Raw genomic sequence first — 15,800 nt, 5'->3', positions numbered from 1 at the left:
CTATGCATATCACGTTACGTCAGCTGGAAGTCTTTGCCGAAGTTCTGAAAAGTGGTTCAACGACACAGGCCTCCGTTGTGCTTGCCTTGTCTCAATCGGCTGTCAGCGCGGCGCTGGCGGATTTGGAAGGGCAGTTGGGCGTTCAACTTTTCGACCGAGTGGGTAAACGTCTGGTGGTGAATGAGCATGGTCGCCTGCTGTACCCCAAAGCGCTGGCACTGCTTGAACAGTCGATGGAAATTGAACAGCTTTTCCGCCGTGATAATGGGGCGCTGCGTATATATGCCAGCAGCACCATCGGCAACTACCTGTTGCCAGCAATGATTGCTCGCTATCGCCATGACTACCCCGATATTCCGCTGGAATTGCATGTCGGCAATACCAAAGATGTGATCACGCGCGTGTCTGAATTCAGTGTCGATTTGGGCTTGATCGAAGGGCCTTGCCATCATCCTGATTTGATTACACAGCCCTGGCTGGAAGATGAGCTAGTGGTGTTTTGCTCTCCCGAACATCCGCTTAGCCGGGGCGCTGTCTCATTAACCGCGCTGGCGGATGCACATTGGATCCTACGTGAACGTGGCTCAGGTACGCGCGAAGTGCTGGATCATCTGCTGTTGACGCACCTGTCGCATTTTCATCTGGTCATGGAATTAGGTAATTCGGAGGCGATTAAACATGCGGTTCGCCACGGAATTGGCATCAGTTGCCTATCGCGACATGTCATTGCCGAACAGCTAGCGTCAGGTTCGCTGGTGGAACTGAAGGTGCCGCTGCCTAAACTCACGCGGACGCTGTATCTGGTACATCACCGACAGAAACATCTGTCAAATGTGCTGCAACGTTTCCTGAGTTATTGCTGTGAAACGCCATAGCAAAAATATTTTCTGCTGCTAATAATCGGACGTGAGTTATTAAGCTCTCTTATAACTCGACGATCTTAACTATTCAGCACAACGCTATTTGCTACAATCCCGCCTCGATTTTTAGCACGAGCACGCAGGATAACAATGGCTCAGCACGATATTCAACAAACTACACAGGGCGCACCGACCCTGCGCCGTGAACTGAAAGCACGGCATTTAACGATGATCGCCATTGGCGGATCGATTGGCACTGGGTTATTTGTCGCGTCTGGTGCGACGGTTTCACAGGCAGGCCCGGGTGGCGCACTGCTGTCTTATGCCCTGATTGGGCTGATGGTTTACTTCCTGATGACCAGTTTGGGCGAGCTGGCGGCGTTCATGCCGGTTTCCGGTTCGTTCTCCAGCTATGGTTCCCGTTATGTAGAAGAAGGATTCGGCTTCGCGCTGGGCTGGAACTACTGGTACAACTGGGCGGTGACCATCGCGGTCGATCTGGTGGCGGCGCAACTGGTGATGGGATATTGGTTCCCAGAGGTGTCCGGCTGGATCTGGAGTGCGCTGTTCCTGGCGCTGATGTTCCTGCTTAACTACATTTCCGTGAAAGGATTTGGCGAGGCGGAATACTGGTTCTCACTGATTAAAGTGGCGACGGTCATCATTTTCATCGCCGTTGGCGTGATGATGATTACGGGCATCATGAGCGGTGCGGAAAATGCCGGATTCCATAACTGGGAAATTGGCGATGCGCCGTTTGCTGGCGGCTTCTCTGCCATGATAGGTGTGGCGATGATCGTGGGCTTCTCTTTTCAGGGAACGGAACTGATCGGCGTGGCGGCAGGGGAATCTCAGGAGCCAAGCAAAAACATTCCGCGTGCCATCCGTCAGGTTTTCTGGCGCATCCTGCTGTTCTACATCTTCGCGATTCTGATTATCAGCTTAATCATTCCCTATACCGATCCGAACCTGCTGCGTAATGACATCAAAGACATTACGGTAAGCCCGTTCACGCTGGTGTTTGAGAACGCGGGCCTGCTGTCTGCCGCAGCCGTGATGAATGCGGTCATCCTGACCGCGGTGCTGTCGGCGGGTAACTCCGGGATGTACGCTTCGACGCGTATGCTGTTTACGCTGGCATCGGAAGGCAAAGCGCCGCGCATGTTCGCTAAGCTGTCAAAAGGCGGCGTGCCGCGTAATGCGCTGTATGCCACCACTGTAGTGGCGGCACTGTGTTTCCTGTCTTCTTTGTATGGCAACCAAACGGTTTATCTGTGGCTACTGAATACGTCGGGTATGACCGGCTTTATTGCCTGGTTGGGGATCGCTATTAGCCATTATCGCTTCCGTCGCGGGTACGTTATGCAGGGCCATGATCTGAACCGCTTGCCTTATCAATCAAGTTTCTTCCCGCTAGGGCCGATCTTTGCGTTTGTGCTCTGCCTGATCATTACGTTGGGGCAGAACTATCAGGCATTTCTGCAAGACAAAATTGACTGGTATGGTGTGACGGCGACGTACATCGGTATCCCGCTGTTCCTGCTGATTTGGTTCGGTTACAAGCTGTGCCGTGGAACGCGCTTTATTAAATATCAGGATATGACCTACCCCGATCATAAAGACTAATTGCGCGAACGAGGTTAAATAACGCCGCTTTTGCCTGAGTCTCTCTATTCACGCCGCTGATGACATGTTATCAGTGGCGTTTTTATTTGATGAAATCATCACTTTTATATCAAATATTTTGATGTTGATTGTTTCGGAGATATCTCGTTCGCGTTGTTCCTGAACATCTTAATTAACGGGATTCATGCGCGGAAAAACAACATTTATAAACGGTAGTTAAACGAAATACAAAATGCTAATACTTATCATTTACGTTATCATGCATTCCTTTACACTATTTTTTGCAAAAAAACTCAATAAAATAACGAGGAATCATGAACGGAAATTCTCTGATTAATCTCAGGACAGCAGTCGCGTTGGCACTCGCAGCAACAGCAGTCAATACAGCAGTAGCAGCAGGTAATGACGATGTGCTGGTCGTCAGCGCCAGTGGTTATGAAACGAAACTAACAAATGCACCTGCATCGATTTCTGTCATTAGTGAAGAGGCGCTTTCCCAGAAAAACTATCACGACTTGGGAGAAGCGCTAAGCGGTGTGGAAGGGGTTGATGTACGTGGCGGCACCGGTAAAACGGGTGGTTTAGATATCAGCATTCGCGGTATGCCCAGTAGCTATACCTTGATTTTGATCGATGGCGTGCGCCAGAACGCGAGTGATGATATTACACCGAATGGTTTTGGGACGATGAATACGGCTGTTATGCCGCCCTTGTCCGCCATTGAGCGTATTGAAGTGATCCGTGGACCAATGTCAACGTTGTATGGCTCCGATGCGATGGGCGGTGTGGTCAATATCATCACCAAGAAAGACAGCAAAACATGGCGCGGCAACGTTAACCTGTCGCACTCGGTACAAGAGCACAGTAAATGGGGCGACAGTTCCAAACTGGGGATTTATGCTTCTGGGCCATTGGCGAATGATAAATTGAGTCTGGCTGTACGTGGCAATCTGGAACACCGTCAAGGGTCTAGCGTAACGTCGCTGAGCCAAAGTGGTAATACGCGCGTTCCGTTCCCGACGAAGACGGACAACTATAATATTGGTGCCAAGCTGAGTGCGAAGACCAGCGATGCGAATACCCTATGGGTTGACGGCGATGTATCGCGCCAGACTTACGATAACCATAATAGTCAGTTAGGGCCGATCGGTGTTGTTGGTGGTGGATACCGTGATGAGCTGCGTTATGAACGTAATAAATTGACGGTAGGGCATGATACCGATCTGTCGTTTGGCCGCTGGAGCTCTAACCTGTCCTATGCGGAAACTGAAAATACCGGACGTGTACTGACGCCGACGGCACTGACAGCGGCTAACCGTAGCTTCTCTGGGCGCGATCGTACACTAAAAAATACCAATACTATTTTTGATACCAGTCTGGTTTCTCCACTGGGTGACAGTCACCTGTTGACGGTTGGGGGACAATACTGGGATGCGCGTGTTAAAGATGGCATTGTGCTGGTCAATAGCGGTGAAACCTTTGAGCAGAAGAGCTGGTCACTGTATGCGGAAGATGACTGGCAGTTGCTTGACCCGCTGTCATTAACGCTGGGGGCGCGCTATGAAAAACATGACAGCTTCGGTGGACATGTTAGCCCGCGTGTTTATCTGGTATGGAATGTCGCGGATGACTGGACGGTAAAAGGTGGTGTGAGTACCGGATACAAAACGCCTTCTCTTGCGCAATTGCATAATGGTGTCAGTGGCGTAGCCAGAAATGGCGCTGCAACGACCATCGGCAACCCAAATCTCAAGCCTGAAGAAAGCACCAATTTTGAGACAGGGGTGTATTATGAAAACGATGCGAATGTAAAAGCGAATATCACAGGGTTCGTGAACCATTATAAAAATGCGATTGACTCATTTACCGTCTCTACGGGTGTAGACAGTTACCGTAATGTAGGTAAAGCGAGGACTCAAGGTGTTGAATTCGCGACGTCTTTCCCCGTCGTTGTACCTGAGCTGACCGTTGGTCTGAACTATACCTATACACACACGGAACAAATTGGCGGCAGCAACCCTGGTGCTCCGTTCAACAATACGGCTAAGCATATGGCTAATGCCCGCTTGAACTGGCAAATCAACGAGCAGTGGAACTCCTGGCTGGCGGCAGAATATCGTGGTAAAACGCCTCGTTTTACCAGCAATTACGGCAATCTGACGGATGTTCAAAAACTGGTGGCGAATGAGCGCGGTAGCGATATCAAAGCGTGGACCGTGGTGAATATGGGGGCTTCCTACAAAGTGACGAAAAGTGTCACGTTGAATGGCACAGTAAACAATTTACTGGATAAAGACTTCTCCCAGGTACAGGCTTACACGGTGGGTACTAACACTTACTATGCGGGCGACTACTTCGACACGAATCGTTCCACTACGGGTTATGTCATGCCGGGTCGTAACTACTGGGCATCAGTGAACGTCAGTTTCTGATAGACACATTTTCCCCGAAACGGCGCTTTTGGCGTTTCGGGGAAGTTAACCCACGGCATTGCCGAATCACATCACAACACGCCCCATTATTGCTCTTATTTACGTTCACGTTGTTTACGTGTCGTCGTGATTCTCTTTTTCCCTTTCTCTATTGTGTTTCAATACTTATTATTTTTTTGTGATATTTCTGAATATCGTCGTTAACAACGTCGATGAATGGAATTCATTATATTAGGTATTGTTAATTGCTTTAATGCTGACTACGCTTCACGTTACGGAGTGATGGATTTCCCATGGGGCAGGAAATGTAACGTTATTAATGCGTTCGTTGTCTTGTGTCATACAGAGAATGTAATTCATTATTTTTGTATGAGAATACCTGTCGTGATTGCCGATTGCGGAGCTCTCGAGATCGGCAATCAGTGTATGAATAGCAACCAGGGCATGATGATGTTAAAAATTACCTTTTTGGATAAAGGCTCACTGCCTGAAACCATTTTCCTGAAAAAGACGACTTTTAGGCGGCCACAATGTCGCCATGAATGGATTGAATATAACTACACTTCGCCCGATCACGTTATCGCCCGAGCAAAAGACACCCACGTTATCATCACGAATAAAGCCCTATTAACGCGAGACACCTTGGCCGCGTTGCCTGAGTTGAAGCTGATTGCTGTGACGGCAACGGGAACCGACAATATCGACCTTGTTGCTGCCAAAGAACTGGGTATCACGGTCAAGAATGTACCGGACTACTCGACACAGGCAGTGTCCGAGCACGTAATAGCCATGATTTTCGCGCTAAAGCACAGTCTGATGGCGTGGTATCGCGATCAACTGGGCGATCGCTGGGCCAGCCAATCGCAGTTTGCTTATTTTGATCATCCCGTCAAAGACATTGCGGGCGCGACGCTGGGCATCATCGGGGCGGGTACTATTGGGCGGGAGGTCGCACGTCTGGCGCAGGCGCTGGGGATGAAGGTGATTTTTGCCGAGCACCGTGGGGCAGCACAGTGTCGTGCCGGTTATCTGCCGTTTGAAGATGTTCTGCGGTTGGCGAATGTGATTTCACTCAACTGCCCGCTCAATACAAGTACGCAGCATCTGATTAATGCGGAGACGCTCGCGCTGTGTAAGCCCACCGCGTTTATTATTAACACCGCCAGAGGTGGATTGATTGATGAACACGCGCTGGTAGAGGCATTACAGCAGCGCATCATCGCCGGCGCAGCGCTGGACTGCCTGACGCAGGAACCACCGCAAAAAGACAATCTATTGATGGTCGCGGCGAAAACCCTGCCGAACCTTTTGATTACGCCGCATATCGCCTGGACGTCTGCGTCATCGCTGCAACTACTGATGGAAAAGACGATTGAAAATATTGATGAGTATGCTCAGCAGAACGGATACAAATAAGCTGTAGTTTGATTTCGCCGGGTATAAAGGAATATTGCCCGGCAGCGAAAATATGATATTTATCAATTTTAATTGATTACTAAAATTGAACGTTTCGTCAGATTGAATCTTTTGTCATCGATTATCCGCGCCAGACGCATATATCCGCGAAGGAATATCTCCTCTCAAGAATGAAATATTTCCGTGAGAGAATGAAAATTATTCACATTAAAACTAAAGCGAAATGCTATTATTTGTGATTATTCTGATTACTCTCTTTGTTGCATGAGGAAATGTTTACTGATTAATAATAACGGGGGTGAGTAATAAAACGGATGTGATGATATATTTTTGTGAGATAAATCCGATTTAATGACGGAGGGGCGTGGGCTGAGTGGTGAATCCGCCCCGAATTCAGATACACGGGGCGGACGTCTGTGCGAATCAGCGTTTCTGGATATACGTCATTGCCAGTGCGAGTGCCAGAACCAGACCTTTGATGATATCCATGGCGTAGTAAGGCACGGAGAGCATCACCAACCCATTCTGCAAGACGCCAAGAATAACGGCACCGAGCAGCGTACCCAGCGCGTTTGGTTTGCCGGATCCCGCCAGCGAGAAACCAATGTAGGCAGCGGCAACGGCATCCATCAAATAGCCACCTCCGGCATTGACCTGAGAAGATCCGATGCGTGACGCCAGTAAAATGCCGCCCAGCGCCGCAAGTAATGAAGAGAACACATACGCCTGTACCCGATAACGCGCGGTGCGAATGCCAGCCAGTCTTGCAGCCTCGGGGTTGCCGCCGATGGCGTACATCCGGCGACCGTGTTTGGTGAGGGACAGGTACAACTGCACCAGTACCGTTACCGCCAGCATGATGACGACAATGACCGGTACCTGACCTAGCGTGGCAAAGAACTCAGGAATGATGCCCTCCGCCATCTCTCCGCTGGGCAACACCATGTTCTGCGTGATGGAGCCGCCATAGCTGTACGTCATCGCCACGCCCTGAATGACGAACAGGCTGGCAAGCGTCGCCAGCATATCGGGAATCTTCAGTACGACGATAAGAAAGGCATTGAATAGCCCGACCAGCGTGCACAGCAGCAGCGTCAGGACGATCGCACCCGTAGTGCCGAATCCGTACCAGACAAACAGCGAGATAACCAGCGCGTTGGCCAGCGACGCCGTTGAGCCTACGGAAAGATCAAAACCGCCGACGGACAGCGAGATCGAAACACCAATGGCAATCACTGTAACGATGGCAATAGAACGCAGGATATTGATGATGTTATACGGATCGAGAAAGTTGTCCGATGCCAGCCCGAAGATCGCAATCAGTGCGACAACCGTGATCAGCATGCCCCATTTATAGAGAAACTCAAAAACGTGGTGGCGGAAGGGGAGCGCCCCGTTAGATGAAAGTGGGTGACTCACGCGGGAGTTCCTCCAGTTGAATATAAAAGTAAGGTTTCTTCGTCAATCTCAGCGGCGTTCAGCTCTGCGACAATGCGGCCATCCCAGAGCACGCAGATGCGATCGCAAAGTCCGACAAGTTCGGAAAACTCGCCCGAGGCATAAATAATGCCTTTTCCCTGACGGGCGAGGCCGTCAATCAGCGTGAACAAGTCCTGTTTGGCTTTGATATCAACGCCTTTGGTCGGTTCATCAAAAATCAGAACCTGTGCTTCACTGTGTAACCACTTGCCGATCGCCACTTTCTGCTGATTCCCACCCGACAGACGCGCCAGCTTTTGTGCCGGACCGGTGGTGCGAACCACAAGCTGATCAACGATCCGTTTCGCCCAGCTCACTGCCTTACTGCGGCTGAAAATGCCCCAGCGGGAAAAACTGTCGGTGGCGGTGATGCTCAGATTCATAGTGACAGATTCATCAATAAAAATGCCTTCTTTACGCCGCTCTTCAGGAACCAGCGCCAGACCCTGTTCGACGGACTGGTGCGGCGAATGCGGTCGCCAGGGTTTACCTCGATATTCTCCCTGCGCGATCTGGCAGGGTTCCGCGCCGAACAGCGCTTTACATAGCTCGGTTTTCCCTGCACCAGCCAGCCCGGCAATGCCCAGGATTTCCCCTTTGCGCAGCGTAAGAGAAATATTGTGCAACAGCGTTTCGTCGTGTAAACCGGTGACCTGAAGCAGCGTCTCTGCGGCAGGTGTCGCTCGGCGCGGTGGGAAGATATCGTCAAGCCGGTGCCCCAGCATTCTCTCTACAATGGCTTCGCCGCTGAGTCCCTGCATCGCACCACTGCTGACAAACTCGCCGTCACGCAGAACGGTCAACGTATCGCAGATCTCATTCAGCTCATGAATACGGTGGGAAATAAACACGATCCCGATGCCATCGGCTTGTAAACGGCGAACTACCTGAAAGAGTCGTGCACTTTCAGCCTGATCCAACGGGGCAGTGGGTTCATCTAAAATCAGGAAACGACACTCGTGGGACAAGGCGCGGGCGAGCAGAATTTGCTGTTTCTCGGCCAGCGAACAGGTATCCAGCCGCTGGCGAACATTCAGGTGAACGCCAAGCTGATCGAGCAGCGCCTGCGCCTGCCGGTATATCTGCGACCAACTCAGCAGATGCCCATCCTGCGCCAGCGTATCCAGCATAATGTTTTCCGCCACGGACAGCGTGGGAACCAGCGCGACATCAACTTCTTGCTGTACCAGATGAATACCGTACCGTTTGGCATCACGTGGTGAATGGACGTCGATCGGCTTGCCATTAATCAGAATGTCGCCCTGATAGTGATCGTAAGCGCCTGATAAGATCGTCATGAGCGTGGATTTACCCGCGCCGTTTGCGCCAGTCAGGGCATGAATCGAACCACCTTCCAGTGTGAAATTAACCTGTTTGAGGGCGTGGAAACCAGAAAAGGAGATGGAAATATTGTGCATTTCCAGTCGGCTTTGGGGGGTAGGAATCATGGTCGGTAACGTTCTTGGCGGTCAGGTCATGAAATAACGGAAAAGAAAGGTAGCACATATCTCAGAGCATTTAATACAGCTTCAAGTGTTTGAGCCGGTTTGGCTATGAACGAAAAAGTATAAATTAAGCAAAAAAGTTCTTAATCTGCCGCAAGCAAGTGAATAAGATGGGATTATCAACAGGGTAGCGCAGCATATTCGGCTGTCAAAAAAACATACAAGAAGAACCGTGCTCAAGAAAGGGCGCGGCGAGGAAAAGGTAAACATGCACACAACGACAGTCCGCGTACAGGTTGGCCCCGCCAACTATTTTTCTTTCTCTGGCGCTATCGATAAGCTGCTGGAATTTTATCCGCCAGAGGTGCTGAAAAACGCACTGTGGATCTACGGCGAGCGGGCGATTGCGGCGGCGCGCCCGTATTTGCCCGCCGAATTCGATGCGCCGTCAGCCCAGCGCGTTCAGTTTGGGGCACATTGCAGTGAGGGGGAAGTCGCAAAACTGGTGGCTCAGGCGGGCGATGACTGTCAGGTTGTTATTGGCGTCGGTGGTGGGGCGGTGCTGGATACCGCGAAGGTCGCGGCGCGCCACATTGGCGTGCCGCTGGTGGCTATTCCGACTATTGCGGCGACTTGTGCGGCCTGGACGCCGCTGTCCGTCTGGTATAACGATGCCGGACAGGCGCTGCGCTTCGAGATTTTCACTGATGCTAACCATCTGGTGCTGGTGGAGCCGCGGATTTTGCTGGCAGCACCGGTGGAGTACCTGCTGGCTGGCGTCGGTGATACCCTAGCGAAATGGTATGAAGCCGTCGTCCTTAGTCCTCAACCAGAAACGCTGCCGCTTTCTGTCCGACTGGGGTTACAGGCTGCACTGGATATCCGTAATGTGTTGCTGCAACAAAGTGAGGCGGCGCTGGAAGCCGTCAATCGTGGTGAACTGACGCAGGACTTTCTGGATGTGGTCGATGCGATCATTGCCGGCGGCGGCATGGTTGGCGGCTTGGGTGAGCGTTACACCCGTGTGGCAGCGGCGCATGCGGTGCATAATGGTTTGACGGTGTTGCCGCAAACGGAACGCTTTCTGCACGGTACTAAAGTGGCCTATGGCATTTTGGTGCAGAGCGCTTTGCTGGGGGATCGTGAAACGCTGCGCCAATTGAAAGCGGCGTTTAAGGTATTTGGTTTGCCGACCTCGTTGGCCGCACTGGATATAGATATTCACGATCGTGCGGCGCTTCAGGCCGTTATTGCCCGAACCTTGCAGGAGGGGGAATCCATTCATTATCTGCCGTTGGTACTGAATGAAGAGGTTCTGCTGACAGCGTTTAACACCGTTGAGTCGGCTGGGGAATAACCGAGTAGAAAGAGAAGGGAGGAGAGTATTCTCCGCCCTAAAAACTATTATTTATCTTTAAAAGCCAGGGCTCTTTATCTTCAAAAATTACTGCGTTTTCTCGTAAGGGAATGAATTTTTGATAAAGCTGGCGTAGTAACGGTACTTCGTCTTGCTGGCCATAAGCTCTTCATAAATCATGCGCGCGACGCCGCTGTAGAGATAGATGCTCCCATTTAGCAATTCGACTTCCAATTGGCTTTTTTCTGCATCGTATCCGACTGAAAACAACTCTGCTGATGAAACGCGTTTTCTCTGCAAAATTAATCACTCCCAACGTATCAATGCCGCATCCTGACGGGATACCCCCTCTTTCGATCCCTCTGGCTATATTGTGTTATAACCTTAAGAATTGTGTTATAGCTCGAAATATATCGGGGGTAAACAGCAGCATATCGTTATTAGATTATGAATAATCAGTAAACGCTCACAGAATTCTTTCTCTGTCGCTCCTGACCGGTTTGTTATTTATCACCGATGAGGATATGTTCTGATTGCCCAGTTAATCCTGAGCGATAGCCCGTTGAAACGCTGGCTGGCTTTCTATCCGCTCAATGTATTGCTGGATATGCGGATAACGGCTGAAATCCAGACGCGTTTTCGCTAACACCAGCGGGACGGCCATTTGTATATCGGCACCGCTGAGCGACGCTCCTGCAAACCACTCTTGTGTACTCAAATGCTGTTCGATGAACTGCAACTGTGTCGTCAGCCGTGGCACAATAAAGGCCTGCTCGATACTCTGCACAATTTTGCGTGCGATAGGACGGATGAAAAATGGCATCGGTGCGGATTCTGTTTTTGCCAATACCAAACGCATTACCAGTAGCGGCATGAGTGAACCCTCAGCGAAATGCAGCCAGAAGCGATAGTCCAGTAGCGCTTGTCCGCTCTGTGGACGGAGTCTGCCGTTACCGTAAGTTTCAATCAGGTATTCCACAATGGCCCCGGATTCGGCAATGGTGAGTTCGCCATCGGTAATCACTGGTGATTTCCCTAGCGGGTGGATTTGTTTGAGCGATGTGGGAGCACTAAACGTTTTTGGGTCACGTGCGTAGCGAATGATTTTATAATCAACGCCCAGCTCTTCCAACAACCAGGTCACGCGGGTCGAACGGGATTTCTCGAGGTGATGAACGTGTATCATCAAGGTTTCCTTTTTTTCTTTTTTGATCCGTTAAGGCTGCACGCGGCAGGTGCGCTCGTGTTGTTCAGGGATGATGACGATTGGGAGAGAAAACGCGCTCAGGAGATTCCTGAGCGCGGCGCTCAACGAGGTAAGCATAGCACTATTATTCGGACTGCTAGTCTTCCAATAAATAGCGGGCGTGGAAGCGCAGGTGGTCCTCGATGAAACTCGCGATGAAGAAATAGCTGTGGTCATAGCCGGATTGTGTCCGCAGCGTTAGCGGCCAGGCATACTGGCTTGCCAGTTCTTCCAGCTTCGCGGGTTGCAACTGGTCAGGGAGAAACTGATCGCAGTCTCCCTGATCGACCAGCATCGGCAGCTTCTTCTGGCTATTTGCCAGTAAATGGCAGCTGTCATACTGCAACCACTGCGCCTCATCCTCGCCGAGATAGGCGGTAAGCGCCTTGCGTCCCCAAGGAACCTGACTTGGGTTAACGATCGGGGCAAACGCAGATGCAGACAGGAATTTTTCCGGATTGCGTAGCGCCAGCATCAGCGCGCCGTGCCCGCCCATTGAATGCCCGCTGATGGACTGACGGCTGGCCACGTTAAAATGCTGCTGAATCAGTGCCGGCAGTTCACTGCTGATGTAGTCATACATCCGGTAGTGTGCCGACCAAGGTGCCTGCGTGGCATTCACGTAGAACCCTGCACCCTGACCCAAATCGTACCCAGCATCATCTGCTACGCCGTCACCACGTGGGCTGGTGTCCGGCATGACCAGCACCAAACCCAGCTCGGAGGCAACGCGCTGCGCGCCTGCTTTCGTCGTAAAATTTTCGTCGTTACAGGTTAACCCAGACAGCCAGTAAAGTACGGGCGGCGGCGTGTCATCCTGTGTCGGCGGCAGATAAATGCTGAACGTCATCGCGGTGTTCAGCGTGGCTGACTCATGGCGGTAGCGCTGTTGCCAGCCGCCAAACATACGGTGTTCTTCCAGCAGTTCCAGTGATGAAGTCATCGTTGTACAGCCTCCTTTTTCTGTTCCTGACTGCGGTGCAATTAACCGAAATGAATCACGGAGCGAATCGATTTGCCTTCGTGCATTAAATCGAATGCGGTGTTGATGTCATCCAGTCCCATGGTGTGGGTGATGAAATCATTCAGCGGGAACTCACCTTTCAGGTAACGATCAACAATGCCTGGCAGTTCGCTACGGCCTTTTACGCCGCCGAAGGCAGAACCGCGCCATACGCGACCGGTCACCAGTTGGAACGGACGAGTGGCGATTTCTTCGCCTGCACCTGCTACGCCGATGATGATGGATTCACCCCAGCCTTTATGACAGCACTCTAGTGCGGAACGCATGACATTGACGTTACCGATACATTCGAAGGAGAAGTCCACGCCGCCATCGGTCAGCTCAACGATGACGTCCTGAATCGGTTTATCGTAATCTTTCGGGTTGATCAGGTCGGTGGCACCCAGTTTACGCGCCAGCTCGAATTTGCTGGTATTGAGATCGATGCCGATGATGCGTCCGGCTCCCGCCATTTGTGCGCCGATAATGGCTGACAAGCCAATGCCGCCGAGGCCGAAAATCGCAACGGTATCGCCCGCTTTAACTTTGGCGGTATTCAGCACGGCACCCATTCCGGTGGTGACGCCACAGCCCAGCAGGCAAACTTCTTCCAGCGGTGCTTCTTTATTCACTTTCGCCAGCGAAATTTCAGGCACGACGGTGTGCTCTGCGAAGGTAGATGTGCCCATGTAGTGGAAAATCGGCTGGCCATTTTTAGAAAAACGGGTGGTGCCGTCTGGCATCAGGCCTTTGCCCTGCGTGGAGCGAATAGCCTGACACAGGTTTGTTTTGCCGGAGCGGCAGAATTTACATTCACCACATTCTGGCGTGTAAAGCGGAATCACGTGATCGCCAACGGCAACGCTGGTCACGCCTTCCCCGATGGCTTCGACAATCCCGCCACCTTCATGGCCAAGAATCGCCGGGAATACGCCTTCAGGATCTTTGCCCGACAGCGTATAGGCATCCGTGTGACACACGCCAGTTGCGACGATGCGTACCAGGACTTCACCTTTTTGCGGTGGCATCAGATCCACTTCTTCAACCGACAAGGGTTGGTTGGGACCCCAGGCGATGGCGGCACGGGTTTTAATCATTTGCATGGTGGAGACTCCTAATAGCATTCCGTTATGGGTTGTAAATTGAATGAGAGGACGGGGTAATCATCGCTGTGTCGTCCTGTCTTGAAAATGGCCGCTCAGGGAAAATAAAGGGTTATTCCTGCTGAGCGGGCGGTTCAATCATGCTGGCCTGTTCAATAATGAGTTTCTTCAGTGCCTCGACGTTGGGGCCGAAGGCATCGCGCCGCCAGACGAGCCACGTAGACGCGGTGGCGATGTCGGGCGGTAATTCATGTACCTGAACGCGCCCGCCAGCGGGCAACGATTCAAGGATGGCATAGGGGAGCATGGCGAGCCCAGCCCCGCTGGCTACACAGGCAAGCATGGCATGGTATGAGTGGATCTCCATGATAGTGCCGGGCACCACGCCATCCTGTTGGAACCAGTTCTCAAGGCGCTTTCTGTAAGAACAGCTGGGGCGGAAGGCAAACAGCGTATCGTGGCTGGCATCCCGCGCATGGGTAATTGGTGCGTGCGTCGTGTCGGATATCAGCACGAGTCGTTCCGTAAAGCATGAACAGCCATTCAGCTCATCGTAGACGACAGGGCCATCGACTAACGCGGCAGCCAGCGTTCCTGCGCGCACGCGTTCAATAATTTCCCCTGATGTACCGGTGTTCAGAGACAGCGACACGTTGGGGTAGCGCTGATGGTAAGTCGCTAATAGCGTGGGCAAACGAGTTGCCGCTGTGCTTTCCATTGAGCCTAGTGCGAAATTACCTGCGGGTTCACCCGTGCGCGTCATGCTGATCGCTTCTTCGCTGAGTGCCAAAATGCGCTGTGCATAGCATAAGAAATTGTGCCCAATCGGGGACAGACGAAGACGCTGTTTCTCACGGATAAACAAATCGGTACCCAATTCCTGTTCCAACTGGCGTAACCGCGTGGTCAGATTTGAGGGCACTCGGTGAAGCTGTTCCGCAGCACGCGCGACGGAGCCCGTTTCGGCGACGAGGCAGAACATTCGGAGCTGGGTCAAATCCATTATATTCTCTTTTTGTAATTAACTTGCATTTGATTATTCATTTTTTGTGAATTGTAGCGGCAAGCTGCACATTTCGCAAGGGATGAATGTCACGCTGATGCGAAGACAACACATCTCATGTACACCGAGCGATGAGAGCCAGCGGTCGTGGAACAACGTTTTCATGTATCGCGGTAAGATCAATAAATCACAAATGGAGATAAATATGACATGAATGAAATTATTCAGCAGATATAGACAATAAGCAGCCTGATAAAAAATGACTCGCGTAATTATCATCATGATTAATATATTCTGATACAGAGAAAAAAATGAAAAGAAGGCCGTTTGACCCAACAGTGCTGTAGCTAACTAATTGACACAGAGGGAATCTATTTTTTTAAAAGAAATGCTGGTATGGAAATAAGAATAATCACAAAAAAATAATGCATGATTTCTTCTACAGACATGGAAAAAAGAAAAAACAGACCGATAATATGAAACATAAGCTTCATTTATGAGAGACGAGCTGAGTTAGCCGTATGTTGCCGAGCCGTGCAATGGAGAGGCAACGTTGCATCGGCTGTTTCCAGATAGGAAGCTTGATGAATTTAACCTACTAAATAAAAAGGAGAATAACGATAGTGAAATGATCGACGTTAGCTATAGTTACCCTTTATCATTCTGGCTAATTGAAAAGCGTAAAGTACAAATCTACTGTGCCGATAACGTACATGTGGTGGTAGGAGGCTCCTACTATTACTGCAAGGATATGTGCCTTTAGTCATAAAAGGAACCCATGCGAATGAATGAGAGCCAACGATAGTGCTCTTCATTAAATAACATAAAAC

At 50.9% G+C, this 15,800-nt stretch carries 12 protein-coding genes; 5 read left to right on the top strand and 7 right to left on the bottom strand.

Going from position 1 to position 15,800, the window contains the following annotated elements; all coding sequences use genetic code 11:
• Positions 1-2 precede the first annotated feature (2 nt).
• The 4 genes from yieE (at position 3) to H0247_RS03785 (ending at position 6,334) form a co-directional block, all read left to right on the top strand.
• The gene (gene yieE / locus H0247_RS03800) at positions 3-875 is read left to right on the top strand and encodes a DNA-binding transcriptional regulator YeiE (protein WP_180741307.1); all 873 of its coding nucleotides are present in this window, start codon (positions 3-5) and stop codon (positions 873-875) included.
• Positions 876-1,010: 135 nt separating this feature from the next.
• Positions 1,011-2,486, top strand: coding sequence for an amino acid permease (locus H0247_RS03795; RefSeq protein ID WP_180741306.1), 1,476 nt, complete (start codon positions 1,011-1,013; stop codon positions 2,484-2,486).
• Between the two features lie 314 nt (positions 2,487-2,800).
• Complete coding sequence (locus H0247_RS03790) at positions 2,801-4,918, top strand: TonB-dependent receptor (RefSeq protein ID WP_180741305.1); 2,118 nt, start codon at positions 2,801-2,803, stop codon at positions 4,916-4,918.
• Positions 4,919-5,344: 426 nt separating this feature from the next.
• On the top strand, positions 5,345-6,334 hold the full coding sequence (locus H0247_RS03785) for a 2-hydroxyacid dehydrogenase (protein ID WP_180741304.1): 990 nt from the start codon (positions 5,345-5,347) through the stop codon (positions 6,332-6,334).
• Between the two features lie 423 nt (positions 6,335-6,757).
• On the opposite strand, the gene H0247_RS03780 is transcribed toward H0247_RS03785, so the two are convergent.
• Together H0247_RS03780 and H0247_RS03775 are read right to left on the bottom strand one after the other, a co-directional pair.
• Positions 6,758-7,678 (bottom strand): ABC transporter permease, encoded by a 921-nt coding sequence (locus H0247_RS03780; protein ID WP_219606620.1) that lies wholly within the window; start codon positions 7,676-7,678, stop codon positions 6,758-6,760.
• A gap of 71 nt (positions 7,679-7,749) precedes the next feature.
• Positions 7,750-9,261: a sugar ABC transporter ATP-binding protein gene (locus H0247_RS03775; protein ID WP_180741302.1), complete on the bottom strand. Its 1,512-nt coding sequence runs from the start codon at positions 9,259-9,261 to the stop codon at positions 7,750-7,752.
• Between the two features lie 265 nt (positions 9,262-9,526).
• On the opposite strand from H0247_RS03775, the gene H0247_RS03770 reads away from it, so the two are divergent.
• Positions 9,527-10,615 (top strand): oxidoreductase, encoded by a 1,089-nt coding sequence (locus tag H0247_RS03770; RefSeq protein ID WP_180741301.1) that lies wholly within the window; start codon positions 9,527-9,529, stop codon positions 10,613-10,615.
• A gap of 87 nt (positions 10,616-10,702) precedes the next feature.
• Here the strand turns inward: H0247_RS03770 and H0247_RS03765 are convergent, their stop codons facing one another.
• The 5 genes from H0247_RS03765 to H0247_RS03745 form a co-directional block, all read right to left on the bottom strand.
• Positions 10,703-10,915, bottom strand: coding sequence for a KTSC domain-containing protein (locus tag H0247_RS03765; RefSeq protein ID WP_102118839.1), 213 nt, complete (start codon positions 10,913-10,915; stop codon positions 10,703-10,705).
• A gap of 241 nt (positions 10,916-11,156) precedes the next feature.
• Positions 11,157-11,801 (bottom strand): glutathione S-transferase, encoded by a 645-nt coding sequence (locus tag H0247_RS03760; RefSeq protein WP_180741300.1) that lies wholly within the window; start codon positions 11,799-11,801, stop codon positions 11,157-11,159.
• Positions 11,802-11,958: 157 nt separating this feature from the next.
• On the bottom strand, positions 11,959-12,804 hold the full coding sequence (fghA, locus tag H0247_RS03755) for an S-formylglutathione hydrolase (protein WP_304622215.1): 846 nt from the start codon (positions 12,802-12,804) through the stop codon (positions 11,959-11,961).
• 41 nt (positions 12,805-12,845) lie between these two features.
• Complete coding sequence (locus H0247_RS03750) at positions 12,846-13,967, bottom strand: S-(hydroxymethyl)glutathione dehydrogenase/class III alcohol dehydrogenase (RefSeq protein ID WP_180741299.1); 1,122 nt, start codon at positions 13,965-13,967, stop codon at positions 12,846-12,848.
• Between the two features lie 112 nt (positions 13,968-14,079).
• Positions 14,080-14,970 (bottom strand): LysR family transcriptional regulator, encoded by an 891-nt coding sequence (locus H0247_RS03745; protein WP_180741298.1) that lies wholly within the window; start codon positions 14,968-14,970, stop codon positions 14,080-14,082.
• Positions 14,971-15,800: the final 830 nt, after the last annotated feature.

Origin of the sequence: Pectobacterium sp. CFBP8739, assembly GCF_013449375.1 — a bacterium.
Classification (GTDB): domain Bacteria; phylum Pseudomonadota; class Gammaproteobacteria; order Enterobacterales; family Enterobacteriaceae; genus Pectobacterium.
Note: the sequence above shows the minus strand (reverse complement) of the source record. Positions and strands in the feature narration are given on the sequence as shown.

Excerpts from the sequence above, each read along its gene's own strand:
- H0247_RS03760 (WP_180741300.1), bottom strand. The coding sequence starts at position 11,801 with ATGATACACGTTCATCACCTCGAGAAATCCCGTTCGACCCGCGTGACC.
- H0247_RS03795 (WP_180741306.1), top strand. The coding sequence starts at position 1,011 with ATGGCTCAGCACGATATTCAACAAACTACACAGGGCGCACCGACCCTG.
- H0247_RS03775 (WP_180741302.1), bottom strand. The coding sequence starts at position 9,261 with ATGATTCCTACCCCCCAAAGCCGACTGGAAATGCACAATATTTCCATC.
- H0247_RS03790 (WP_180741305.1), top strand. The coding sequence starts at position 2,801 with ATGAACGGAAATTCTCTGATTAATCTCAGGACAGCAGTCGCGTTGGCA.
- H0247_RS03750 (WP_180741299.1), bottom strand. The coding sequence starts at position 13,967 with ATGCAAATGATTAAAACCCGTGCCGCCATCGCCTGGGGTCCCAACCAA.
- yieE (WP_180741307.1), top strand. The coding sequence starts at position 3 with ATGCATATCACGTTACGTCAGCTGGAAGTCTTTGCCGAAGTTCTGAAA.
- H0247_RS03770 (WP_180741301.1), top strand. The coding sequence starts at position 9,527 with ATGCACACAACGACAGTCCGCGTACAGGTTGGCCCCGCCAACTATTTT.
- H0247_RS03745 (WP_180741298.1), bottom strand. The coding sequence starts at position 14,970 with ATGGATTTGACCCAGCTCCGAATGTTCTGCCTCGTCGCCGAAACGGGC.
- H0247_RS03785 (WP_180741304.1), top strand. The coding sequence starts at position 5,345 with ATGAATAGCAACCAGGGCATGATGATGTTAAAAATTACCTTTTTGGAT.
- H0247_RS03780 (WP_219606620.1), bottom strand. The coding sequence starts at position 7,678 with ATGCTGATCACGGTTGTCGCACTGATTGCGATCTTCGGGCTGGCATCG.
- fghA (WP_304622215.1), bottom strand. The coding sequence starts at position 12,804 with ATGACTTCATCACTGGAACTGCTGGAAGAACACCGTATGTTTGGCGGC.